Origin of the sequence: Stenotrophomonas humi (assembly GCF_001431415.1) — a bacterium.
Classification (GTDB): domain Bacteria; phylum Pseudomonadota; class Gammaproteobacteria; order Xanthomonadales; family Xanthomonadaceae; genus Stenotrophomonas; species Stenotrophomonas humi.
This window is the reverse complement of record NZ_LDJI01000026.1, coordinates 31,635-55,122: the sequence shown is the minus strand read 5'-3', so window position 1 is coordinate 55,122 and position 23,488 is coordinate 31,635. Positions and strand designations below refer to the sequence as shown.

Here is a 23,488-nt window from a genome sequence, read left to right as displayed (position 1 = left end):
GTGCGCTCGTGCTTCGCGGTTTCCAAAAAGGGCAGTGCTTACGCCGCGGGCTTCTTGAAAGCCATGCCGACACTGGCCGGCGCGGTGAGGGCAAAGCCGAACTGCTGATAGAGCCGGTAAGCCTCGCCGTCAGCTAACAGGCTGACATAGGCCGACGGCGGCGCTTCCCGTTCGATGTAAGCGCTGATCTCACCCATGACTGTCTTGCCCAGGCCTCGCCCTTGATGCGCGGGCAGCACGGCGATATCCACCACCTGATAGAAGGTGCCACCGTCGCCGATCACCCGCCCCATCGCCACGGTTTCGCCTGCGCACAGCACCTGCACCGCGAACAGCGAGTTGGGCAATCCGCGAGTCGCGGCTTCCAGTGTCTTTGGGCTGAGGCCGCTTGCCTGACGCAGGTGACGGTAGGTTTCGACCGTGGGGATGTCGTGGCAGACGGTGTACTGGGAGTCGGTCATTGGGGCTTGAACGGATTGGGGAGGGAAGGGTGGCATATGGCCGGGGCTTAGTCCGCCACCGCTACAGGTACATAGACCTCATGCCATAGCGTGACTTTGCCAGCATCGTCAAAGCGCATCAGCAGCATCGCGCGGAACTGCTCGATCCGGCCGTCGCTGTAGGCAATGCGGGCGCGCATGGCGAACACCACTGCTGCTTCGTCGACGATTGCGTGATCGACATCGTAGGTGATGCCGTCCATGTCCGCCTTCATTCCGTTGAGGAATTCCAGGTAGTTCGCATGGTTGGCCTCGTAGTGACGGCCGTTGGGCTCGACGATGAACTGCTCGGCGAAGCACTCGCCGATCAATGCCTCAGTGAGGGTGGAGTTCCTGTTGAGGTGCCGCCGGTTCCAGTCGAGCACGGCATGGGCCCGTTGAAGATGGTGTGCGCGTTGGCTTGTCATGGGAATGTTCCGGGTATTGGGTGTTGCCGGGTGCCACCTCGGTCCGGAACGACGCAGGCTTGCGTCGTTCCGGCTTCAATGGGCGACAACTACTCAGCCGGCCAGCACGGAATGAGGAGCGAGCCTCGTCCCGTCACGGCAGCGGCGGCGGGTTGCCGGGAATCGTCGGCCTGGTGTCGGCGGCCGGCGTTGCTGCGCTGCCCAGCACGGCCTGGGCAATCAGGTTGTCCAAGCGGCGCACGTCCAGTCCCTTGTTGAGGTTGACCTTGATGTGGCCAGCCTTGGTCCACAGCTCGATCTCGGAGTTGAAGTTGAACAGGCCGTGGCCGTTCTCCGAGGACCACATGTAGATGGACGAATACGGAAGCGAATAGATTTCCACCTTCTTGCCGGTGATGCCCTGCGCGTCGCGCACGATCAACCGCTTGTTGGTGAATACCGCCGAGTCGCGGAACGTCTTGTAGGCCGCCACAGCGATTTCGCCGGGAACCAGGATGTTGCTTACGTCCGGGGGGATCGGGCACTCCGACACCAGCGTCCAAGCCAGGATTGCATTGGTTTCCATGTTGCAGCCATCTCCATGTCAGGCAGGTGCATCGTTTGATGCGGTTTTGGGGTACAGGGCGGGCTGCCATTTTTACCGGAATCGGGCGACGGCGGGAGGGGGATGGCGGCAGTTCGATGCGCCCGTTGCGTGGCGATATCCATCGTGTCGATCATCCGCCGCGTGCACGTGGCTTCGGCTGTGCGCGTTGCGTTGCCGGCGGCATCACGGCACCCGCAGGGCAGGGGTCAACGGCGCGTGTGGAGGCGGGTGGCGTTGAGCTGCGGGAAGCGGTCGATGATCTGCACTGCTTCATCCCAGCGGACGTGGTTGTCTACCGGAAGAAACACGGCAGGCAGGTCCTTGAAGCAGAACTCCACGCCGCTGTCGGGCGTGAGATGGCGGCTGATGAGGGTCGGCGTGCGTCCGTTTCGCAGGTGCCAGACCAACTCCTCGATCACATCGTTCCACGCTTCCCTTTCCAGGGCATCGATCCATTCCATCCGTACAGGTCGCCCAAGCCAAACCAGCTGCACAGGGCATCCGGCTTTGATGAAGGGAGGGCGACGTCTGGCGGTGTACCGAATCCTGTGCCGAAGCCGCTCGGTTCGTACTGCGCAATGCTGGCCGATCATGCCACAGCATTGTGCGTCGCAGGTTGCTCCGGCAGATCCGGTAAGGAAGGGACGTCTTACCTGAGTACCATTGTTGCAAGGCCAACCAGTCCGAGCAGGCTGAACATGCCGGCCTTGAGCCAGAGTATTGCCAGCAGAAAGCTGGTGCCGATGCTGTTTGATTGCCCGCCATGTGCCAGCAGCCGACGTATCAGGATCACGAGATAGGCGGCCAGCGTGACCAGTATGACGATGTAGGCAGTCGCGGAGCCGACCGTTGCGGTGAGGATCTTCTGCAGCGCCATGGCGAAGACGGCACAGCCGAAGCTGCCCAGCGCGCCATACATCATGAAGGTTTCCATGATCGAAAGCGGTTGCGGAAGTGGTGGGGCCTGCCTCAGCTTGCTGGCCTGCTGAAGGGAAGCCTCGTCGGTGCCACGTGCCTGAAGTTCCTCGCGCAGCACCGTTTCGGCCCATGGTGCGAGCCCTTGTTCACTCCACATCTGCATCAGATGCGAGGTGTCCATCGCGCCGAAGCGTGAGCGCAAGGCTGCCTGTTGTTGTTCCATTGTTCCGTCCGTGGTGAAGCGAACTGCCTCGCTTGATGGCCTACTGCCGCGTCTTTTCGTAAACCGCAGCAACTTGCGCGACGCTGGGGTTGGACATCCCCATGCCGTTGATGAACACCGCCGGTGCACCTTGCTTGAAGACTTCAACGGTGCGATCCACGGCGGCCCGCTGCTCGGCGCTGGGGTTGGTTATCTTGAAGTCGATGGAGTTGCCGCGTGCCACGGGGATGCCTTGGTGCTGCAGTGCCTGGATCAGGGCTTCAGCCCGTTGTGCCTGCTCGGAAGGGCAGTTGGCCGGTGCCAGGACCAGCACGGTATTGGCTGGCGTGTTGCCGGGCATTTCCACGGAAACAAAACCATCGCTGCTGACGACGTTGCCTGCAGCAACCGCAACCTGGTCGGATGGCGCACGCTTGCTCCACCAGTTGATGCCGCCAGCCAGACCCAGGGCCAGCAGAAGAATCATCCACAAACGCATCTTCATCTCCTTATGTGCGGTGCTTCGAATCAGTTCGAGGTGCGGGCATCTCAACACTTCGTCCGGGCATCGGTTTGCTTGCCCGTCCATCCGCAGGGTCCGATGATGATGGGTCCGGGGTGTCACGCTGCAGACTTCGGCATGACGTTCCCCCGCCGCGCGGCGCCCAGCGTACAAGAACAAGGCGGACTGTGGGAGGGAGCAGAGAGTGAGCAGCGTTGCCCGCAATCGCGGCTGGGGCCTGGGCGTCGAACGAAGGCGCCGAATAGCAGAAGCCCGGGAAATCCCGGGCTTCTGCGTCAATCCGATTTCAACAACCGACCCATCACTCGATCGGCTGGTCCAGCATCAGCTGGCGGGCGAAACGCACCGGCGGCGCGCCGTACGACAGGATCTGGTCGTGGTAGGCCTTCAGGTTGAAGTTGGCGCCCTGCTTTTCTTCCACGGCCTTGCGGGTGTCGAAGTGCTCCTGCGCACCGACGAAGTAGGTCGGCAACTGTGCCGAGGTCAGCTGCGCGCGGATCCACTTGCCCGAGGCTTCGCTTTCCTGCTGGAAGGCGTCGTGGGTCATCAGGTGCATGGCCTGATCGCGGCTCCAGTTGTCCACGTGAACGCCCTGGTCGAGGATCGCGTTGGCGATGGTGCGCAGGTAGAACTTCAACTGCACCAGGTGGAACAGCGGGTCGTTATCCAGGTAACCCTGCTCCTGCATCATGCGCTCGGTGTATACCGCCCAGCCCTCGGCAAACAGGCCCGAACGCAGCACGGCGCGAAGCGTCGACGGGAACTTGCCCGAGTGCCAGCCTTCCAGGTAATGGCCCGGCGTGCCCTCGTGGATGGAGAGCAGGTGGATCATGCGGCTGTTGTACTCGCGCAGGAAAGAATCAACCTGCTTGTCGTTCCAGTCATCCGGAATCGGCGAGACGGCGTAGAAGGTCTTCAGGTTCTTGTCGAGCGGGCCCGGTGAATCACAGTAGGCCACGGCCACGCCGCGCTGGAACTCGGGCATCAGGATGATGTCGACCGGCGCGTCGGGCAGGGTCATCAGGTCATGCTTGCGCACGAACTCGGTGGACTGCGCCAGCGACGCCTTTGCATCGTCGACGACCTTGTCGCGTGCCGGCTTCTCGGCGTAAGCCAGTTCCAGTGCTGCCTCGATGGCCTTCTGCTGCTGGTCATCGGTGGGGTTGGCCGGCATTTCCGGCGCACCCGGCTTGTCTTTCAACACCACCTGGGCGATGCCGTACATGTCGGTACGCACGCGTGCCAGTTCGGCACGGGCACGCTCGCCGATCTCCGCGCGCGACAGCGAGGAGTTGAGCGAGAACTTCAGCTTCTGGTCGTACTTCTCGGCGCCGACACGGAACTCACCCTTGGCATTCGGCACCAGGGTCTTGTCCAGCCACGTCTGCTGTTCTTCGACGGCGGTGGTCAGGTTGGCGATGGCGGCTTTGAGGCGCTCCTGGTCAGCGGCTTCGAGCTGGCCGATGTTGGGCACGATGAAGGTTTCCACCAGGCTGAGAATGCCCCGGTTCTGCTTGGACACGGTTTCAGCATGGATCTTCGGCACACGGGCCGGATCGAGGTTGGTACGGGCGGCAGCGAAGATCTGAGGGATCTTCTCGATGCGCGCGGTGGCCGATTTCAGGCGCTCGGGCAGCGGCGCGAACTCACGGGCCATCAGGCCGTAGATGGCGCTGCCGGCCAGGCCGTTGTAGGTCTGCGGGTCCCACTTCCACGACTGCAGGGTTTCGTTGTTCCAGATGTCCGACTGCAGCTGGTTGCGCAGGATCGCGGCATCCACCTGGTTCTCGCGGCCGAGCTTGCTGACGTCGATCTTTTCCAGATCGGCGAGCAGGGCCTTGCTGGCTTCCAGGCTCTTCTGCTGGCCGGCGGCGCTCAGGTCGTCCAGCTCGCTGTCGTAACGGTGGTCACCGATCTGGGTGGCGCCGACGGGGGACAGCTGCATCCACGTATCCAGTGCCTTCTTCGACAGTTCTGCGAACTGTGCATCGGCCTGGCTTTGGCCGGCCTGTTCGGTAGTGGCGCTGGGAGCATTGGGGGCTTCGCCATTCTGGCAGCCGGCCAGAGCGGCAAGCAGGGCGGCGGCGAGCAGGTGCTTGCGCATCGGTAATCCTGGAGCTTTGGGGAATCCCCGAGCATAGGCGGACCGGGCCGGCGCCGCACATGCCTTTGGTTGGGCGGCACCTTGCCGAAGCAGGCCGTTTGCGACACTTGCGGCCGTGGGGGCGGCGATGGCGGCATCCACACTTTCTTAGCGTTCGTATTCAGGCTTGTCGTTATGCTGGCCGCGCTGCCGGGTGGCCGGCACCAATCTTTCAGGGAACACGGAAGCATGAAGCGTCTGCAGGGAAACGGCTGGGTATTGGGTGCGGGACTGGGTGTGCTGATGGCATTGGCCGGTTGCGCCAAGCATGAGATGGCAGCTGATGCGGGAGCGGCGCCGGCCGAAGCGCTGCAGTCACCTGAGGGGGCGTTCCTGGCCTACGAGCACACGCTGCAGCTGCGCTTGCCCGGCAAGGACATCGCACCGCGGGTGAAGGCTGTGACCGAGGCCTGCCAAAGTGCCAAGTTCGGCGATTGCGCGGTTCTCAATGTGTCGCAGCAGGCAGGTGATACACCCAGTGGCTCGGTGCAGGTGCGCATCGCGCCCAAGGGAGTGGAGCCGCTGATCGCCCTGGCCAGCGACAACGGAGAGCTGACCACGCGCAACACCCAGGCAGAAGATCTTGCGCAGCAGGTTGCCGAAACCCAGCTGACCCAGGCGCGGTTGAAGAACGAACACGAGCGTCTGGTCGAATATCAGCAACGGCGCGATCTGGCCGTGGCGGATCTGTTGACCATCTCGCAGCGTCTGTCGGAAATCGAGGCCGGGCTGGAGCAGGCCAACCGCGCGTCGGCACAGCAGCACCGCCGCATCGACACGCAATTGGTCACGATCAACCTGGAATCGACCAGCAGCCAGCGCAACCGCAGTGAAATCGGCCGTGCGTTGGGTGATTTCGGCGAAATCTTCACCACCAGCCTGGCGTATGTCATCCGCTTCATTGCCGGTGTACTGCCGGTGGCGATCATCGGCGGCTTCGTGCTGTGGCTGGGACGTGTGTGGTGGCGTCGCCGTCGCAACAAGCGGGCGGCCAAGCCCTGAGGCAGACAACAACGGCGCCGAAAGGCGCCGTTGTTGGTTGGGCACTGCGTAAGCAGCAATTACGCGTGCAGGTGCAGCTCGGGAACGTTCTTCTCGTGCAGCGCGAACAGCTCCTGGAACTCTTCTTCGGTCAGTTCGTCGGGCAGATATACCGCCACCTTGCTGGTAACGCCGTTCTGGTCAACCCGCTCGCGCGGACCGGCACGCAGCGATATTTCGCGGTCCTTCCAGGTGATGACCATGGGCGCTTCCTCCCATTGCGTCACTTCGGCGTTGTTGCTGTCCCAGATGATGACGATCGTATACATGCGGTTACCTGCCTTCGGTTGCGCGTTCGCTGGTGATGGTGGCGCCTTCGCGCATCACCAGAGTGACCGGTGTGCGCGACACCACGTCGAGCAGGCGATCCCATTGTTCATCGGACAACGGGCCACTGGCAGCGAGCACGCGGTGCACCTGCAGCTTACCGGCTTCATCGCGGCTGGAGGTCAGCTCGGCGCTGAACTTGCCCAGGTCCCAGCCTTTCTTCTGTGCATACATGCGCAAGGTAATCGCGGTGCATGAGGCCAACGAGGCCAGGTACAGGTCGAACGGCGCCATGCCGGCCCCCTGTCCGCCCAGGCTTGGCGGTTCATCGGCGATCAACTGGTGCTTGCCGTTGCTGATGGCATGCGCGTAATCGGTATCGGTGGATTCGATGGTGACGTGTGCCATGGCAGCTGCTCCGGTAGTAGGGATGGGCCTACGTTAGATGCTGGAGGTACCGGACGGTAGGTCAGGCCGGTGGCCAGATCGTTCCATCGCCTGAACGATGCGGCGGCTCAGGCTGCGCCGGCCGGCGCGCCATCTCCCGTTCTTCCGCGCGTGCCAGCGCAGCCACCGCCGATTGCAGCATCCGGGGCGCGATGTAGTGCCGGTGCACCGGGTCCACCACCCTCATGTAAGCACGGCCGAACAGGTTGCGGCAGCGCACCCGCGTGGACAGCGTGAACAGCATGTCATCGCCGTCGCGCTGCACCGAGACACCGCTGCGGAACCCAAGATGGCGATCGTCGGCCCCCAGCAGGACCTGCGCGTGCTCGGCGTCGACCTGGGCGTCCAGCACCGGGAAGCGTTGCGCGAAGCGCTGTGCCGCCGAATCGTTGAGCAGCGACGACACCGGGCAGCCCAGCGTGGACGTGCGCAACCCCAGCGGCTTGACCAGCAGGTTGCGGAACCGCATCAGGTTGCTGACCGGCGCGGCCGGCTGTTCGATGAAGGCCTCCAGCAGGCGTACCAGCAGTTGTTCCGGCGACTGCCGCCCGAGCCAGCGGTTGTCGATGCGGATCTGCACGCTGTCCTGGTGGTGATGACCGTGCAATTGCGCGGCGAGCAGGGAGCGTGCGGGCAGGGCAGGCAGTGTGCACGTGCGCAGCGCGGGCAGGTCCTGGCCGACAACCCCATGCAGCTGGCACAGGCGGGCGAGCGTCTGGCGCCCCCGGCCGACATGCCGGCGCAGGTGCGCACACAGGCCGATGCACCAGTGCGTGTCCATCGCGTGGGTGAAGCCCAGCGTGGTGGTCGGGACCCGCGCCTTGGCCGGGTCGATCTGCGACAGCGCCTGCTGCAGCGCCGGCGGCAGCAGTTCGGTCAGGCTGGACAGGTCCGCTTCGCCGCGACCGACCTGTGCGCGGGTGGCCGGGTCCAGCTCACCGGCGGTCTCGTCCGGGTGGCACGACACCGCGAACAAGGCCGGGTGCTGCCCGTTGCTGTGCAGGGGCTGGAACTGGTGCCAGGTGCGTGCCGCCATGCGTACGGTGAACAGGCAATCGGCGGGGATCTCGACGTGGCACAGGCCTTCCAGCGCACCGGCCTCGGCCGATGACGCCGCCGGGATGAATCGCAGCCGTGCGCCGCCGCTGCCGCTGACCGCGGTGAACAGGCGCGGGCCGGCGTGCCGATGGAACGGATGGCCGGCGCTGCCGACCGAAAAGGTGTACAGCGAGGCGGGATCGTGTGCCGCGAAGTCGGGTGCGGACAGGCGTACCGATGGCTCATCGAGCGCATCGTTGAACTGCGGGTGATGCTGCTGGCGCTGCCCGGCACGCAGGGCCAGCGCATCGCCGGCACCAGGATCGAGCTGGCTAAGCAGGGTGACTTCCACCGCCCGCCCTCCATCGGTGGCGGTGATCGAGACACGGGGAAAACTGCGGTCGCGGGTCGTGCGGGTGCGTTCCATGGCGTGCCTCGATGGCGATCAGGTCGCGGGTTTGGCCTTGGCCTTGCGGCGCGATTCGCGTTGCAGCGGGCCGGCCGTGGGGCAAACCTCGAAGGCGAACCTGCTGAGGGTGTTGACCATGTTGTCCGGGGTCAGCCGGTAATAGACGAACTGGCCGCGGCGCTCGCTGGTGACCAACCCGGCGGCAGCCAGTACCGACAGGTGGCGGGAGATGGCCGGTGCGCTCATGTCGAAGCGCTGGCCGATCTCGCCGGCGGTGAGCTCCTGCGCGGACAGGTAGGCCAGGATCTCGCGGCGTGGACGCGAGGCCAAGGCTTCAAAGATCTGGTCGGCAGCCATGGGTAATCACTTAACTAATTCGTTAATTGATTAATTGCATGGGCGCGCCGTGCTGTCAAGCGTGGATGCAGGGCGGCGGGGGCGTCTTGTGCCCGGTCCTCTCCTTTGCGGTGCAGAAGGCAGGACCAGGCAGGGGGGAGCTGGCCCGCGTGATCCACTTCGGGCAGGCCTTGCCGCCCGGGTCGACCGCTTACTTCACCGCCGCACCCACGCGCACCGGCAGCGGAATGTTGCACAGGTCGATGTGTCCGGCGGCGCGCTTGTAGAAGCCATCCACGCGGTTACGGCGCGCTTCCACCGCATCGGTGAAGGTTTTGGAATCGGTACGCAGCACTTGCAGTGGCACGCGCTGGTCGGCTGGAAGCTCGCTGGCCAGCTGGATAGAGACAATCGGCGTGCGCTCGGCAGTGTTTTCGTAGAAGCCCATCGGTTCCGGTCCGCGCTGGATGCTGCTGAGCAGCTCCATGCCCTTGAGCACGCGGCCGACCAGGGTGATGTTGCGGTCGAGCTGGCGCGGCGACTGGCCGGTGACCACATACAGCTCGGCGCCCACGCTGCTGTCTTCGTCGTTGTTGCGGCCTGCGCCCAGGGCGCCGTAGCAGTGTGCCAACCAGGTCTGTTGGCCATCGCTGCCTACCGCGAAGTCACCGACAAAGCCGGTCTTGGGTGCCCAGCCATCGCGGTCGGGCAGGGCGGTGAATGCCAGGCCCTTGGCCGGGCGCTGGAACTCGGCGGGCAGATGTTTCTTGGCGCTGCCCATCGACTTGGCCTTGGCGCTGTCATCGGCATCCGCGTCGCCGAACTGCACCACGAAGTTGTCCTGCGAGCGATAGATGCTCAGTCCATCCCAGAAGTGCTCACGCGCCATCGTGCGGATGTTGCCGGCATGCTCGGGGGCGAATTCCGGCGCCAGCTCGATGATGACGCGGCCGCCTTCCAGGTTCATGTAGAGCGTGTTCTCCGGCGCCGGGGTGTGCCAGTCGCTGGCCGGCGAGGCCTCGATGATTTCCTGCGCGCTGCGGTACTTGGCGGGTGCATCGGCAGCCAGCAGCGGCAGCGGGGACAGCATCAGGGCCAGGGCCAACAGCGAAGGGCGAAGCGTCATCGAAAAGATTCCGTTAGTTGGATATGGAGATTCTGAGGGGCTCTGAACAGCGTTGCCAGTGCACTGGCGGGTGTATCCGGTACGCGTGAGGATAGACGGATTTTGGTCAAGGAGTGTCCATGTTCTCTCGTATCTTTCGCCGATTTTTCAATGTATCCAGTCCCGCCGGCACATCGGTCATGAGGGTGTCTGAGGGAGCTTCGCCTCATGCTCGGAGCCTTGAGGCTATGGCTTCACACGGTTCGGCAGAGACCGTTGCAAATGCCCTGCTGGACGCCGCGTTGCTCCATATCAGGAGCCCGGAAGTCGCGGCTTCGCGGTGGATCGCACACCAGCCCGCAGCATGGCTCCCTGATCTGGATCTACGCTTGCGCAGCTGGTCGGTAGCGGCATTTGCACAATGGCCGAAACAAGCGGATGGCTTGCCTTCGTTGGAGGAATTGGACGATGCCACGCGTCAGGCTCTTCTGTTTGTCGGAGGCTGTCACCCAGACGGGCGTTTCCGGCAGGCAATTTTGGCGGAAGGGGAGTTGTGGCCGGGACGGCTGACGCTTTCATTGGCGCTGATTCGAGCCAATGACTGGGTTGCACCAGTAAGGCTGGCGGTGCAAGGCGTGGTTATGCATCTGCTTGAGCATTGTGACGAGCAGGCGGTGTTGGGCGCGTGGCCTCTGGTATTGCGTCTATTGGATAGCGAGAGAGTGGATGCGCAATGGATCCAGCGAGGTCCGTTGGAGTGGCTGCAGCAACCCGGGCGAAGGAATCTTCTGGATGCGTTGCTTCATAGCAATTGTCCGCGCACGCGCGTTTGGGCACATGCAATCGCATTCACGCTGGATGAGTCCTGGAGCCGGGAGCTTCGCTGGAACGCTGTCTTGGATACCCATCCAACGATTGCGTTGCATGCTTTTCAGTGTGGGCTGCGGGATGCAACTTCGGGAGAAAAGCAGGTTCTTGCACGACATGCGCAGCGTGCGCATTCCGGACGTGTGCGCTCTTTGGCATTGCGTACCTTGAGCGAGTTGCAGGTGCCTGATTTGCCGCAGTTGCTGCCGTCGGCGGTGTTCGATCGTTCTGCAGGCGTGCGTGGACTCGCTGCCTGGTTGATGCGTCAGAGCGGTGAACAGCCGGAGCTGCTGTGGCGGAAGGCGATTGACGAAAGATCGCAACGACACTTGGCCGTTGCCGTTTCCGCATTGGCGGAATGTGCAGAGTCGATGGACGCGTTCCGATTTGAACAAGTGTTGGCGGGCTCGTCTCCCAAGCTCGCCAGGCAATGTGTACGCGGATGGGTCCGGGCCGAAGGGGGGGCATCCTGGTCCTTACTGCTGGCTACGCTGGCTATGGACGACCGGGTGATCGGAAGACTCTTTGACGCAGCAGGCCAGCAGTGGCAGGCCCATATCAGTGCGGCGCAGCTGGAAGCACTCTGGGAGTCGGGGTCATTGGGCGATATCCCCGCGAATCGCATGCGGCACGTGCTGGCGACATTGCCCTTGTGGCGTCGATTGCAGTTGCTGCTGGACTACCTGCCTCCGGATTCAGTTCAGCAGGATTGGCATGTGCAGCTGATTGAGGATTGGCTGCGTGGCAGCAGGGGATTCTCGCCATTGGATGCGCCTTTGAGGGAGCGGTTGCTGAGGCGGTTGGCGGGGCGCCCTCGTGCCATGGCCGGCGAACTGGTGGCTCGGGTCGAGCAGGCTGTTCTGGGGGCGTCCTTTAGGTAGGAGTGACTACTGGCACATCCACTATAGCGAACTAAGTAATAGTGTTGGCTTCAGGCTAGTCCACAGGAGTGAGGGTCATGAGCGACTTGGAAGCCCATCTACGCAAGTTCCAGAAGGAGCTGAGCACCGGCACGGTGTCGCTGGCGTTGCTGGCGGTGCTGGCCAAGGCGCCCGAGCCGCTGTACGGCTACCTGATCGCCAAGGAGCTGGAGCGGATTGGCGAGGGCGTACTCAGCGGCAAGCAGAGCGCCTTGTACCCGGTGCTGCGCAACCTGGAAGGGGCGGGTCTGCTGGAAAGTCACGTTGAACCGTCGGTGGCGGGACCGCCGCGGCGCTACTACCGCATCAATGACGACGGTCGCGCCGCGCTGCGGCAGTGGATCGCCGCTTGGGATGCCACCCGGAACTCGCTGGAATCCGTACTGGAGGGAATCACCTGATGAACACCGAAAACACCCCAAGAGCGCTGCCGACCACGATTCCCGAGTACCTCGAGCAGCTGCGCGCCGCACTGGCCGGCGCCGACCCGGCGATGATCCAGGACGCGCTGTATGACGCCGAGGAATACCTGCGCTCGGAGCTGGCCGAGCAGGCCGGCAAGAGCGAGGCCGAAGTGATCGCAGGCGTTGCCGGCAGCTATGGCGCGCCGGAAGAAGTGGCGGAGATCTACCGCGAGACCGAAGTCACCGTGAGCCGTGCCCTGCGTACGCCGGGGATGCGGATGACGCCGGCAGCAGTGGCAGCGGCGGCTGCGGCAACCTCGACAGGCACCGCGGTTCCGCCGCCGCCGGCGCCTGCCGGGCAGCGTTCGTTGCCGGCGCGCTTCTTCGGCGTGGCATTGGACCCGCACACCTATGGCGCGCTGTTCTACATGCTGCTGTCGCTGGCCACCGGTACCTTCTTCTTCACCTGGGTGGTGACCGGATTGTCGTTGTCGGTGTCGCTGCTGATCCTGATCATCGGCATCCCGATCCTGCTGCTGTTCCTGGGCTCGGTGCGGGTGTTGTCACTGGTGGAAGGCCGCATCATCGAAACCATGCTCGGTGTGCGCATGCCGCGTCGTCCTGCCTACATGGACAAGAGCCAGAGTTGGCTGGCGCGTATCGGTGCCATGTTCTCCGACGTGCGGACCTGGCTGACGATGCTGTACTTCCTGCTGATGCTGCCGCTGGGCACGTTGTACTTCACCATTGCCACGACGCTGCTGTCGCTGTCGTTGGCGCTGATGTTCGCACCGCTGGCAAGGTTGTTCGTGGATCAACCGGTGGGCATCTGGATCGACGGCGTGAACGTCGCAGCAGGGTTCTGGTTGTGGCCGGTATCGGTGGCGGTAGGTGCGCTGTTGCTGTTCGCCACGCTGCACTTGGCACGCGGTGTTGGCCAGTTGCACGGTGCAATGGCCAAGCAGTTGCTGGTACGGCTGTAATCCATTCGCGAGACGCAATGAAAAGGGGCGCCAATGGCGCCCCTTTTTTCGGTGTTAGCTGTGGGTGCGGTGATCAGGCCGCTCGCACGAGCGCCGATGTTGCCTTGCGAACCACAGGCAAAAGCAGCAGCAACACAGGAAATGCGATGAGCCATGAAATTCCCCATGCGCCCAGCCACTGCGAGGTGAGCTGAGGCGACATGCCAATGCTCTTGAGCGTGCTGATCAGCGACACGATGCAGGTCATCAGTATCGACAACAGCAGCGGCATGACCAGTGAGCCGTAGCGCACGGGAAGTTTGGGGATGCCAAAAAAATGAGTGGATGAGTTTGCAGCGTTCACGGGAGATCTCCTTGATCCGGTCAAGCAAAGGCGCCTTTCACCCGCAAGCAGGCGAACAGCCCCGGCAGTGCCGGAGATGATGGGCGCGTTGGTTGACGTGAACGCTTACGGTCGCCACGAGCACCGCGGCGACGACGCGAATGGTAGGAGCCGAGGCGGCGCATGGCAAGAAAGAGTGCGGCAGACATCCGGTGATCAGGCTTTTTCCTATGGCAATGGGCGATCAGCTTCATTGCTTGCAGCGCACCTGCGGATTGCCACGAAGTTTGAACGTGCACCTACCCACGGGGAGCGTCTGCCTTGACCTCGCAGCGCCAATCCCTAAAATGACTGACAGTCAGTCAGTTGTGAGTGCATGGACAAGCGCACCGCCATCATCGAGGCCGCCATTGCCGTGTTCGGCGAAAAAGGCGTGGAAAAAACCACCGTTTCGGACATCGTCAAACGTGCCGGCATCGCTCAGGGGACGTACTACCTGTACTTCCCATCGCGGCTGGCGGTGATGGGGGGCATTGCCGAGCAGGTAGTCACACGCATGCTGCAGCGCCTGCAGGTGCAGCTGGACGGGCTGTCGCCAGCCGCACAGCTCGACGCATTGGCGGATGCGATTTTCGCGGTGGTGGAAGAGCAGCATCAAGTGGTCGCGCTGCTGTACAGCGGCATGACCCAGACCGATGAGATGCGGCGCTGGGAAACCATCTACGCACCGTTGTATGACTGGCTGCAGCAGGTGCTGGTACAGGCGCGTGCAGAAGGCGCGATAAGCGCCGACGTGCAGCCGCGTTATGCGGCCCGGGTGTTGATCGGTGCCATCGAAGCGGCAGCTGAGCAGGTGCATCTGTACGCAGCTACCGCACCGGATGAAGCGCATGCGCATCGCGTGGAGCTGGAGCGTTTCATCCGTGCCGGCCTGGGCCGCGACCGGGCCCATTGATTCATCGCGCTTCCGCGCGGTGCAGAAAACAACGAGGAGAATCACATGGCCGGAAAAGGCTGGTTTTACGTGGCCCTGACCTGCCTGTTCGAGCTGGTCTGGGTGTACGGCTTCAACGTGGCAACGACATGGTGGCACTGGATACCGATCATCGCGGTGATCCTGGTGGACTTCCAATGGCTGGCCCGCGCCTGCGAAACGTTGCCGACAGGCACTGTGTACGCGGTGTTTGCCGCGGTGGGCACGGTGGGTGCCGCGTTGATGGATATCTTCCTGTTCGACGGGAGTTTCAGTGTTGCCAAGGGTGCCTTCATGGCGCTGCTGGTGGTCGGCGTGATCGCGTTGAAGCTGGCCGATGGCAGGAATGCAGACAGCACCGGCACGGCCGGTCAGGGCGGCTGAGATGGGCTGGTTTTTGGTGGTGGCAGCGGCGCTGATGGAAACGCTGGGCGTGATTGGCCTGAAGCGTTACAGCCTGCGCAAGAGCGCGCTCAATGCGCTGCTGTTCTTCGGCGGCTTTGGCGCGTCGTTCGTACTGTTGTACCAGTCGTTCCGCTACATCCAGCTGAGCGTGGCCTATGCGGTGTGGATTGGCCTGGGCACGGCAGCGGCGGTGCTGGTGAACATGGCGTTCTTCGGCGAGTCACGCAGTACCGCGCGTCTGCTCAGCCTAGGCGTGATCGTGGCCGGCGTGGTGGGATTGAAGGCAGTGTCCTAAAGCGCAGAAGGCCCCGGTGATTGCCGGGGCCTTTGGCTTTTGACCCTTTTGCCGGAGGGAAAAGGGCTTCAAGCGCACTCAGCGTTGGGTACGACGGCGCAGCGGGGTGACGTTGCTGGGGCTTGCAGCTTTCCGGGTCTTCTTCGCTGCAGCCGGTTGCGACTGGGCGATGAAGAAATCACGCATCTTCGGGTACACGACTTCACGCCAGCGGCGGCCGCTGAAGATGCCGTAATGACCGGCGCCTTCAACGATGAAGTGGTCGCGGCGCGAGGCCGGAATGCCGGTGCACAGTGCCTGAGCGGCTTCGGTCTGGCCGAGGCCGGCGATGTCGTCCAGTTCGCCTTCGATGCTCAACAGCGCGGTGTCGCGGATCGCCGAGGGATCCACATGCTCACCACGGACGTACCACTCACCACGCGGCAGCAGGAACTCCTGGAACACCACGCGGATGGTGTCCAGATAGAACTTCGCCGGCATGTCCAGCACCGCGTTGTATTCGTCATAGAAATGGCGATGCGCGTTGGCATCGTCCATGTCGCCCTTGACCAGGTCGGTGTAGAAATCCCAGTGCGACATCAGGTGGCGGCTGGGATTCATCGCCACGAAGCCGGCGTGCTGAAGGAAGCCCGGATAGACGCGGCGACCCTGGCCCGGATACGGCGCTGGAATGGTGTGGATGACGTTGTTTTCGAACCACGACAGCGGGTTGCGCGTGGCCAGGTTGTTGACCGCGGTGGGGCTGTGGCGGGCATCGATCGGGCCGCCCATCATTACCAGCGAGCGCGGCGTGGGCTCGCCACGGCTGGCCATCAGTGACACGGCGGCAAGCACCGGTACGGTCGGTTGGCAGACGCTGACGACGTGCACGTTGTCGGCACCGAGGTGGCGGATGAATTCCTGCACGTACTCGATGTAATCATCCAGGCCGAACTCACCTTCCTGCACCGGCACCATGCGTGCATCGACCCAGTCGGTGACATAGACGCGGTGGTCACGCAGCAGGGTGCGCACGGTGTCGCGCAGCAGCGTGGCGTGATGGCCGGACAGCGGCGCCACGACCAGCACGATCGGCTGCGCGAGCAGGGCCTCGACCTTGGAGGTTTCGTTGCTGTGGCGCTTGAAGCGCAGCAGCTTGCAGAACGGCTTTTCCAGCTCCGTGAGCTGGGCGATGGGGACGATCTCGCCGTCCAGTTCCAGCTCATGGATGCCCCATTCGGGCTTTTCGTAATCCTTGCCGAGGCGGTGGAACAACTCGTTCATCGCCGCAAAGCGATCGGCACCCGGCATGGCTGACCACCAATGCCCCGGTTTGTTGAAGAACGCCGCATTGGCCTGCGCCTGGTGTACCCAGGGCGCGAGCAGGTTGCGGGTCAACTCATGCAGGTTATAGAGCATGTCTATGCAATATGTATGGTCATATGGTGCTGCGCAGCATAGCGCAATCGAGCGGCAGCGACGTTAAGCACTGCCGTCGCCTATTCAGCGGGTGCTCTCCAGCGCGGCGATGTCGTCGCTGAAGGTCGGGCCCAGCCAGCAATGCGAGCCCACCGAACGGAAGCCCACCTGCTGCAACTGCCGTCGGTACCAGCTTGTCGGGCGCTTCTGGAAACCGTCGTGGTCGCCGTGGAAGTCGTCCTCGGCGGTGAAGGTTTCCAGGAAGGCGACGCCGCCGCACAACTCGGCAAGGCCTTCAATGCCCTGGCGCAGCTCGCGGCTGGGAACGTAGTGCATCACATCCGAACAGATCAGCAGATCCACCGGCGCGCACGGGCGCAGCCATTGAAAGTCGCCGAAGCGGGCCAGGTGCATGTTGCGGGTACGGCCGTAGCGGCGCACCGCGTACTCGCTGCTGTCAAAACCCATGTACTGCAGTTTGGGGCGCAGTTTGAGCAGCGGCGCACGCCAGGCGGCTTCGCCGCAGCCGATATCCAGCACGCTGCGGATGGGACGTTCGAGGTAATACTCGGCGCTGGCCACGGCCAACTGCACCTTGCGCGCCAAGCGTGCTGCACCGCCGATGTCACCGCGTCGGTACCAGCGTTGGAAATAGGCGGCGTCGTACTGCTTGTCCTGCATGTGCGTGTCTTGTGTGGATGGGTGAAAATGGCGCTCATCCTACGCCGCCGCTGGAGCACATGCATGCAGTCTTATTTCTGGGTCAAGACCTTCCATCTTGTGTTCGTGGTCGCATGGATGGCGGCGGTGTTCTACCTGCCGCGCATCCTGGTCAACATCGCCGAAGCGGCCGGCGAGCCTGCGGTGGTCGCGCGGCTGCAGTTGATGGGCAAGCGGCTGTACGGGTTTGGCCACAGCATGTTCGGCATCGCCTTCCTGCTGGGCCTGGTGTTGTGGCTGGGTTACAAGGTGCTACCGGATTTCCCGACCATGGTCGCGCCGGGTGCGGCGGGTTGGCTGCATGCCAAGCTCGGCCTGGTGGTGTTGCTGCTGGTGTACTTCATCTTCACCGGCCGCTGGTTGAAGGGAACGATCAAGGGCAAGTCGCTGCCGTCCTCGCGTGCGCTGCGCTGGTTCAACGAGCTGCCGCTGGTGCTGTTCATCGCCATTGTCTACCTGGTGCTGGCCAAGCCGTTCTGAAGAGCGCGGAGGGTTCTGCAGCCAAACAAAAGGCCGGCAATGCCGGCCTTTTGTTCATTACCTTGCAGCAGGCTTACGCCGCTTCGTAGGCACCATAGCTGCGCAGGCGCTTGTAGCGCTGCTCCAGCAGTTCCTCAACGCTCAGCTTCTCCAGCGCGTCCAGCTCGTTGAGCAGCACGGCCTTCAGGCGTTTGCCCATCTGCGTGGGGTTGCGATGCGCGCCACCGATCGGCTCGCGGATCATCTTGTCGATCAGGCCCAGGCTCTTCAGGCGCGGAGCGGTCATGCCCAGCTGCTCTGCGGCATCCTTGGCCTTGCCGGCGTCCTTCCACAGGATGGACGCGCAGCCTTCCGGGCTGATGGTCGAGTACACGCTGTATTCCAGCATCAGGGTGCGGTCGCCCACGCCCAGTGCCAGCGCGCCGCCGGAACCGCCTTCGCCGATCACGGTGCAGATCACCGGCACCTTCAGCTCGGCCATTTCCATCAGGTTGCGGGCGATGGCTTCAGACTGGCCGCGCTCTTCTGCGTCGATGCCCGGCCAGGCGCCGGCGGTGTCGATCAGGGTCAGCACCGGCAGCTTGAAGCGCTCGGCCATCTTCATCAGGCGCAGTGCCTTGCGGTAACCCTCAGGCTTGGGCATGCCGAAGTTGCGGCGCACCTTTTCCTTGGTGTCACGGCCCTTCTGGTGGCCGATCAGCATCACCGAGCGGCCGCCGATGCGGGCCAGCCCGCCAACGATGGCCTTGTCGTCGGAGAAGGCGCGGTCGCCGGCCAGTTCCTGGAACTCATCACAGAAGATACGGATGTAGTCCAACGGGTACGGTCGCGACGGGTGGCGGGCCACCTGCAGCACCTGCCATGAGGAAAGGTTGCGGAAGATCTGCGCGGTACGCAGCCGCAGCTTGCCTTCCAGCGCCTTCACCTCGGCATCGACATTGACCGCCGGCCCCGCGCTGGCACTGCGCAGGTCCTTGATCTTGGCTTCCAGATCGGCGATGGGTTGCTCGAAGTCGAGGTAGTTCGGATTCATCGAAAACCGTCATGAATTTTAAAGAGGGGAAGTGTAGCCGAACGCGCCCGGGCAACCCGTACGCGTCCGTTCGGTCAGTTGGCCCAGGGCGGGCTGTACTTGACCTTGACCCGGCGCACGGCGGGATCTTCGCGCAGGGCATCGAGCAGCTGCTTGCTGACCCGCACCGCGCCTGGGCCGCCCAGGTCGAGCATGCCGGCGATGCTGCCGTTGGGCTTGCCGTTGAGCAGCAGGTCCAGGCGCAACGGGGTGCGGCCGGGGCGGGCAGTGGCGAGCAGGGCATCGATGCGCTGCCAGGCCGGGCCGCCACGGCCATCCACCCGCAGCGACAGGCGCAGCGCATGGTCGGCACACAGTTGTTCGTAGTCCCAGCACTGGCGGATGCGCAGCGCATAGCCGCCGTTGAACTCGTCTTCGCGCAGGCCGCCCTTGACCACCAGGATGCGGTCCTTGGTCATCAGGTGGCCAAACTCGGCCAGGCCATCGGTGAAGGCGCTGCATTCCACGCGGCCCTTGCCGTCTTCCAGCTGCATGAACACCTGGCTGTCGCCCTTGCGGCGCACGCCGACCACCATGCCGGCGAGAATCACCGGCGATTCCTGGCGCCAGGCACGCTTTTCGCCGTCCTTGGACGGGAAGGCGGGCGCGATCAGCTTGTCCAGCCCGCCCAGGTCGGTGCCGACCAGTTCCTTGACGTCATCCGCGTACGGATCGAACGGATGGCCGCTGAGATAGAAGCCCAGTGTTTCGCGCTCACCATTGAGCAGTTGGCCCAGCGCCCATTCCTTGCTCTCGGGAAGATCGAGCTGGCGGGCGGTGCTGGCCGCATCGGGTGCGCCGAACAGCGAGTTCTGGCCGGACGCCTTCTCGCGCGCCATCTGGTCGGTGGCCTTGAGCACCTCCGGCAGCTGCAGCATCAGCGTGGCGCGGTTCTTGCCCAGGCCATCGAGCGCGCCACAGTTGATCATGGCTTCCAGCGTGCGACGGTTGAGCTTGCCCGACTCGATGCGCGTGCAGAAATCCAGCAGCGTGGCGTATTCGCCGCTGCGTTGGCGTTCCTCGACCACCGCTTCGCATGCGCCCTGGCCGACACCCTTGATGGCGCCCAGCCCGTAACGGATGGTGTCGGCGTTGGCCGCTTCGAACATGTAGCTGGAGTCGTTCACACGCGGCGGCAGCACGGTCAGCCCGAGATTGCGTACCTCGGCCAGGAAGCCCACCACCTTGTCGGTGTTGTCCATGTCCGAGGACAGCGTCGCGGCCATGAACTCGGCCGGGTAATGACGCTTCAGCCACGCGGTCTGGTAGCTGACGAGCGCATACGCGGCGGCGTGCGATTTGTTGAAACCGTAGCCGGCGAACTTCTCCATCAGGTCGAAGATCGCATCGGCCTTGGCTTCGTTCACGCCGTCCTTGGCCGCGCCCTCGCGGAAAATCTCGCGGTGCTTGGCCATTTCCGCCGGCACCTTCTTGCCCATCGCACGACGCAGCAGGTCGGCGCCGCCCAGCGAGTAGCCGCCGACGATCTGCGCCATCTGCATCACCTGCTCCTGGTACACCATGATGCCGTAGGTGTCTTTCAGGATCGCTTCGGTGCGCGGATCGGGATAGATGATTTCTTCCTGGCCGTGCTTACGCGCGTTGAAGGAGGGAATCAGGTCCATCGGGCCGGGGCGGTACAGCGACACCAGCGCGATCAGGTCTTCGAAACGGTCAGGGCGTGCGTCCTTCAACAACCGGCGCATGCCCGAGGATTCGAACTGGAATACCGCGCCGGTGTTGCCGTTGGCGAAGATGTCCTTGTAGGTCGGTGCGTCGTCGAGCGGGATCGCTGAGATATCGACCGGCGGAATGCCCGCGCGCTCATGGCGCTTGTTGATCGCCTTCACCGCCCAGTCGATGATCGTCAGCGTGCGCAGGCCGAGGAAGTCGAACTTCACCAGGCCCACTTCTTCCACGTCGTTCTTGTCGAACTGGGTGACCGGATTCTTGCCGAGCCCACCTTCGTCATGTTCGGCGTACAGCGGGCAGAACTCGCTCAGCGGCTCGGGGCCGATCACCACACCACCGGCATGCTTGCCGGCGTTGCGGGTGAGATCTTCCAACTGCAGCGCCAGGTCGATCAGGTCGCGGACGTCGTCTTCGCTTTCATAGCGCGAGATCAGCTCGGCCGAGGCCATTTCCGAATTGGCGCCTTCCTTGCCCATGCCCAGCGCATCCTTCAGATGGATGCCCAGGATGTTGGGGATCAACTTGGAAACGCCATCCACCAGGCCGTACGGGAAACCGAGCACGCGGCCGGTGTCGCGCACCACTGCCTTGGCCGCCATGGTGCCGTAGGTGATGATCTGGCTGACGCGCTCGCGCCCGTACTTGCGCGCGACGTAGTCGATCACTTCATCGCGGCGGTCCATGCAGAAGTCGATGTCGAAGTCGGGCATCGACACGCGTTCCGGGTTGAGGAATCGCTCGAACAGCAGGTTGTACGGCAGCGGATCCAGATCGGTGATCTTCAGCGCCCATGCCACCAGCGAACCGGCACCCGAACCACGGCCGGGGCCGATCGGAATGCCCTGGTTCTTACCCCACTGGATGAAGTCGGCCACGATCAGGAAGTAGCCGGGGAAGCCCATCTTGATGATGGTGTTGAGCTCGAATTCCAGCCGCTCGACATAGTCTTCGCGGCTCATGCCCGGTGCCAGCGGATTCTTCTGCAGGCGTTCGTCGAGGCCGTCGCGCGAGATCTTCTGGATCCAGGTGTCCAGCGTCTGGTCGTCGGGCACCGGATAGTTGGGCAGGAAGTAGGTGCCCAGCCGCATCTCGACGTTGCAGCGCTCTGCCAGCGCCAGCGTGTTGTCGATGGCGTCGGGGATGTCGGCGAACAGCTCGCACATTTCCTCCGGCGTCTTCAGGTACTGCTCGCGGCTGTAGTCGCGCGGACGCTTGGGGTCGTCCAGCACCCGGCCGGTGGAAATGCACACGCGCGCTTCGTGCGCGTCGAAATCGCCCGGTGACAGGAAGCGCACATCGTTGCTGGCGATCACCGGCAAGCCACGCTGGCCCGCGGCCATCAGTGCGAACTGGTTGAACGCTTCCTCACCGTCGCGCTTGGTGCGGGTGAGTTCCAGGTGCAGGCCATCACCGAACACGCGCTGCCAATCGGCGAGCTGCTGCTCGGCCAGGTCATGGCGTCCTTCACTGGCCAGACGTCCGGCCAGGCTCTCGCGGCCGGCCAAGGCAAACAGATTCCTGCAACCGTCCTTCAGCCACTGCGGATGCACGGCCACGCCACCTTCGTTGCGGTGGCCTTCCATCCAGGCACGGGTGAGCAGGCGTGACAGGCTCAGATAGCCTTCGCGATCGCGGCACAGCAGCGTCATCCGCCACGGGTCCTGGCCCTCTTCGGCGATCAGCAGGTCGGCACCGGCGATGGGCTTGATGCCCACGCCTTCGGCAGCCTTGTAGAACTTCACCAGCGCGAACATGTTGTTCAGGTCGGTGACGGCCAGGGCCGGTGCCTTCATCTCCACCGAGCGGCTGAGCAGATTGGGCTGTTTGGCCTTCTTGGGATCAGCCTGATCCGGTTTGGCGGGCACGCGGATGGTGGAGTCCACCATCGAAAATTCGGTGTGGACGTGGAGATGTACGAAGCGGGAAGAAGTAGACATGCCGAGCCAGAAGTGTGCCGACGCAGGGTAGCGACGGGGGCGGGTGCGGACAAGGCTTGACATGACCGCCTGCGGCCGCCGGCCCGGGCACGCGGACTGGATGGCAGCACGGCTGTCCTGGAAAGCGCGGCGAGGCTGCCAATTTTGACAGGAACCGGGCACCGCAGGTGCCTGGGGGTGAGCTTGGTGGGCGCCGGGTCATGCAGCCGCCGCCCAGAAGCGTGATTGCAGATGTTGCCACGCGCCGGAAGCGCTGTCGGGTTCAAGATCCCGCATCCCGCTGCGGCCCCGACCCGAACGGGCAAGAACCGGCCGGGGCGGGGCATTGGCGGTGGTGGTCAGTGAACCCGGAAGTAACTCAAGGGTTCCGGGGCGTAGCTGCCTTCGCGGACCCTGCGCTGGTGTTCATGCAGGCGGGCTTCCACTTCACGTAGTTCCAGCCAATAGCGTCGGTTGAACGGGATCTCCTCATAGCGGCGGCCTTGGCGCTCGGCCTCAAGCCGGCGCAGGCGCTGGTAGTCGAGGAAATTGGTGACTTCGACGACCAGCTTCGGCCAGGCGGTGTCGATCACGATGGCCTGGTCCAGCTGGCCGACGCCGGCAACCGTGTCGGGAATCAGCTGCCGGCCCTCGCGCAGGTAATCCATCACCTGGCTGATCTCGGACGTCGCCTCGGCGGCGGGCTCCCAGTCAGGGTCAGCCAGCATCTGTTCCAGCAACCGGGCGTGCTGCATGCGCTGCTGGATGCAGGGGGAGGGGCTGTCGTCATCGGCGAGGTCGTTCAGGCTTCTGGCGGCGGTAGCCAGCTGGTCGGTTTGCAGTGACGGGCGGGTGCGGCCAAGGCGGGTCAGCACCTGGTTGAAGCGTTCCACTTCCCAGGGAACCAGCAGAAAGTCATTCACATGGTTGCGACGATGGGGCGTGCCGGATGGGTACTGATCCAGAACCTGCGGCAGCGGAAGGCGTGTGTCGGGGATGGCGTACATGGTGCTGCTCCAAGCGTTTGGGGGGAGGCGTCCGTGAAGAGTTGGACGCAGCGCCAGCATCGGCTTGGGCGTAGCATTGGTCATGATGGCAGGCGGAGCCTTCAGACAGTCA

Annotated in this window: 27 protein-coding genes; 8 read left to right on the top strand and 19 right to left on the bottom strand. The window is 63.7% G+C overall.

Annotated features, from left to right (window positions below; all coding sequences use genetic code 11):
- Positions 1–38 precede the first annotated feature (38 nt).
- The 7 genes from ABB26_RS13655 to ABB26_RS13625 form a co-directional block, all read right to left on the bottom strand.
- Entirely contained in the window at positions 39–461 is a 423-nt protein-coding gene (locus tag ABB26_RS13655) for a GNAT family N-acetyltransferase (protein WP_057635067.1), read from the bottom strand.
- A 47-nt stretch (positions 462–508) separates the two neighbouring features.
- Complete coding sequence (locus ABB26_RS13650; protein ID WP_057635065.1) at positions 509–907, bottom strand: nuclear transport factor 2 family protein; 399 nt, start codon at positions 905–907, stop codon at positions 509–511.
- Between the two features lie 133 nt (positions 908–1,040).
- Entirely contained in the window at positions 1,041–1,472 is a 432-nt protein-coding gene (locus ABB26_RS13645; RefSeq protein WP_083490840.1) for a PH domain-containing protein, read from the bottom strand.
- Between the two features lie 227 nt (positions 1,473–1,699).
- Entirely contained in the window at positions 1,700–1,954 is a 255-nt protein-coding gene (locus ABB26_RS13640) for a hypothetical protein (RefSeq protein ID WP_057635063.1), read from the bottom strand.
- Between the two features lie 188 nt (positions 1,955–2,142).
- Positions 2,143–2,634 (bottom strand): hypothetical protein, encoded by a 492-nt coding sequence (locus ABB26_RS13635; protein ID WP_057635061.1) that lies wholly within the window; start codon positions 2,632–2,634, stop codon positions 2,143–2,145.
- Positions 2,635–2,674: 40 nt separating this feature from the next.
- Positions 2,675–3,112, bottom strand: coding sequence for a hypothetical protein (locus ABB26_RS13630; protein WP_152982684.1), 438 nt, complete (start codon positions 3,110–3,112; stop codon positions 2,675–2,677).
- Positions 3,113–3,437: 325 nt separating this feature from the next.
- Positions 3,438–5,240, bottom strand: a complete 1,803-nt coding sequence (locus ABB26_RS13625; protein WP_057635057.1) for a DUF885 domain-containing protein — start codon at positions 5,238–5,240, stop codon at positions 3,438–3,440.
- A 228-nt stretch (positions 5,241–5,468) separates the two neighbouring features.
- Between ABB26_RS13625 and ABB26_RS13620 the strand changes: the two genes are divergently transcribed.
- A complete protein-coding gene (locus ABB26_RS13620; protein ID WP_057635052.1) occupies positions 5,469–6,281 on the top strand; it encodes a DUF4349 domain-containing protein in 813 nt (270 codons plus the stop codon).
- A 59-nt stretch (positions 6,282–6,340) separates the two neighbouring features.
- Here the strand turns inward: ABB26_RS13620 and ABB26_RS13615 are convergent, their stop codons facing one another.
- The 5 genes from ABB26_RS13615 to ABB26_RS13595 form a co-directional block, all read right to left on the bottom strand.
- Positions 6,341–6,589 (bottom strand): hypothetical protein, encoded by a 249-nt coding sequence (locus tag ABB26_RS13615; RefSeq protein WP_057635050.1) that lies wholly within the window; start codon positions 6,587–6,589, stop codon positions 6,341–6,343.
- 4 nt (positions 6,590–6,593) lie between these two features.
- Entirely contained in the window at positions 6,594–6,995 is a 402-nt protein-coding gene (locus tag ABB26_RS13610; protein ID WP_057635048.1) for an OsmC family protein, read from the bottom strand.
- A gap of 61 nt (positions 6,996–7,056) precedes the next feature.
- A complete protein-coding gene (locus tag ABB26_RS13605) occupies positions 7,057–8,499 on the bottom strand; it encodes a DUF2867 domain-containing protein (protein WP_083490839.1) in 1,443 nt (480 codons plus the stop codon).
- An 18-nt stretch (positions 8,500–8,517) separates the two neighbouring features.
- Complete coding sequence (locus ABB26_RS13600) at positions 8,518–8,838, bottom strand: metalloregulator ArsR/SmtB family transcription factor (protein WP_057635045.1); 321 nt, start codon at positions 8,836–8,838, stop codon at positions 8,518–8,520.
- A gap of 190 nt (positions 8,839–9,028) precedes the next feature.
- On the bottom strand, positions 9,029–9,943 hold the full coding sequence (locus ABB26_RS13595) for a peptidylprolyl isomerase (protein WP_057635043.1): 915 nt from the start codon (positions 9,941–9,943) through the stop codon (positions 9,029–9,031).
- A gap of 368 nt (positions 9,944–10,311) precedes the next feature.
- Between ABB26_RS13595 and ABB26_RS19055 the strand changes: the two genes are divergently transcribed.
- From ABB26_RS19055 to ABB26_RS13580, 3 genes are all read left to right on the top strand, one after another.
- A complete protein-coding gene (locus tag ABB26_RS19055) occupies positions 10,312–11,670 on the top strand; it encodes a hypothetical protein (protein WP_152982683.1) in 1,359 nt (452 codons plus the stop codon).
- Positions 11,671–11,747: 77 nt separating this feature from the next.
- Positions 11,748–12,110, top strand: coding sequence for a PadR family transcriptional regulator (locus tag ABB26_RS13585; protein ID WP_057635039.1), 363 nt, complete (start codon positions 11,748–11,750; stop codon positions 12,108–12,110).
- The gene (locus tag ABB26_RS13580; RefSeq protein WP_057635037.1) at positions 12,110–13,096 is read left to right on the top strand and encodes a sensor domain-containing protein; all 987 of its coding nucleotides are present in this window, start codon (positions 12,110–12,112) and stop codon (positions 13,094–13,096) included. The genes ABB26_RS13585 and ABB26_RS13580 overlap by 1 nt, the downstream gene beginning before the upstream one ends.
- Before the next feature lie 73 nt (positions 13,097–13,169).
- Here the strand turns inward: ABB26_RS13580 and ABB26_RS13575 are convergent, their stop codons facing one another.
- Positions 13,170–13,439: a DUF2798 domain-containing protein gene (locus ABB26_RS13575; protein ID WP_245626224.1), complete on the bottom strand. Its 270-nt coding sequence runs from the start codon at positions 13,437–13,439 to the stop codon at positions 13,170–13,172.
- Positions 13,440–13,459: 20 nt separating this feature from the next.
- A complete protein-coding gene (locus ABB26_RS19200) occupies positions 13,460–13,672 on the bottom strand; it encodes a hypothetical protein (protein ID WP_161809057.1) in 213 nt (70 codons plus the stop codon).
- A 122-nt stretch (positions 13,673–13,794) separates the two neighbouring features.
- Between ABB26_RS19200 and ABB26_RS13570 the strand changes: the two genes are divergently transcribed.
- The 3 genes from ABB26_RS13570 to ABB26_RS13560 are packed head-to-tail and all read left to right on the top strand — an operon-like array spanning position 13,795 to position 15,091.
- Positions 13,795–14,373 carry a TetR/AcrR family transcriptional regulator gene (locus ABB26_RS13570; protein WP_057635035.1) on the top strand — a complete coding sequence of 193 codons (579 nt, stop codon included), beginning with the start codon at positions 13,795–13,797 and terminating at the stop codon, positions 14,371–14,373.
- Positions 14,374–14,418: 45 nt separating this feature from the next.
- Positions 14,419–14,775 (top strand): DMT family transporter, encoded by a 357-nt coding sequence (locus tag ABB26_RS13565; RefSeq protein WP_057635033.1) that lies wholly within the window; start codon positions 14,419–14,421, stop codon positions 14,773–14,775.
- 1 nt (position 14,776) lies between these two features.
- A complete protein-coding gene (locus ABB26_RS13560; RefSeq protein ID WP_057635031.1) occupies positions 14,777–15,091 on the top strand; it encodes a DMT family transporter in 315 nt (104 codons plus the stop codon).
- A 78-nt stretch (positions 15,092–15,169) separates the two neighbouring features.
- Here the strand turns inward: ABB26_RS13560 and ABB26_RS13555 are convergent, their stop codons facing one another.
- Positions 15,170–16,489 carry a polyhydroxyalkanoate depolymerase gene (locus ABB26_RS13555; protein ID WP_057635029.1) on the bottom strand — a complete coding sequence of 440 codons (1,320 nt, stop codon included), beginning with the start codon at positions 16,487–16,489 and terminating at the stop codon, positions 15,170–15,172.
- 84 nt (positions 16,490–16,573) lie between these two features.
- A complete protein-coding gene (locus ABB26_RS13550) occupies positions 16,574–17,170 on the bottom strand; it encodes a class I SAM-dependent DNA methyltransferase (RefSeq protein ID WP_057635027.1) in 597 nt (198 codons plus the stop codon).
- Between the two features lie 63 nt (positions 17,171–17,233).
- Between ABB26_RS13550 and ABB26_RS13545 the strand changes: the two genes are divergently transcribed.
- Positions 17,234–17,689, top strand: coding sequence for a CopD family protein (locus ABB26_RS13545; protein WP_057635024.1), 456 nt, complete (start codon positions 17,234–17,236; stop codon positions 17,687–17,689).
- Positions 17,690–17,762: 73 nt separating this feature from the next.
- On the opposite strand, the gene ABB26_RS13540 is transcribed toward ABB26_RS13545, so the two are convergent.
- The 3 genes from ABB26_RS13540 to ABB26_RS13530 form a co-directional block, all read right to left on the bottom strand.
- Positions 17,763–18,722 (bottom strand): acetyl-CoA carboxylase carboxyltransferase subunit alpha, encoded by a 960-nt coding sequence (locus tag ABB26_RS13540; RefSeq protein ID WP_057635023.1) that lies wholly within the window; start codon positions 18,720–18,722, stop codon positions 17,763–17,765.
- A gap of 74 nt (positions 18,723–18,796) precedes the next feature.
- The gene (gene dnaE / locus ABB26_RS13535) at positions 18,797–22,390 is read right to left on the bottom strand and encodes a DNA polymerase III subunit alpha (RefSeq protein WP_057635022.1); all 3,594 of its coding nucleotides are present in this window, start codon (positions 22,388–22,390) and stop codon (positions 18,797–18,799) included.
- Between the two features lie 338 nt (positions 22,391–22,728).
- A complete protein-coding gene (locus tag ABB26_RS13530) occupies positions 22,729–23,376 on the bottom strand; it encodes a hypothetical protein (protein ID WP_057635020.1) in 648 nt (215 codons plus the stop codon).
- Between the last annotated feature and the right edge of the window lie 112 nt (positions 23,377–23,488).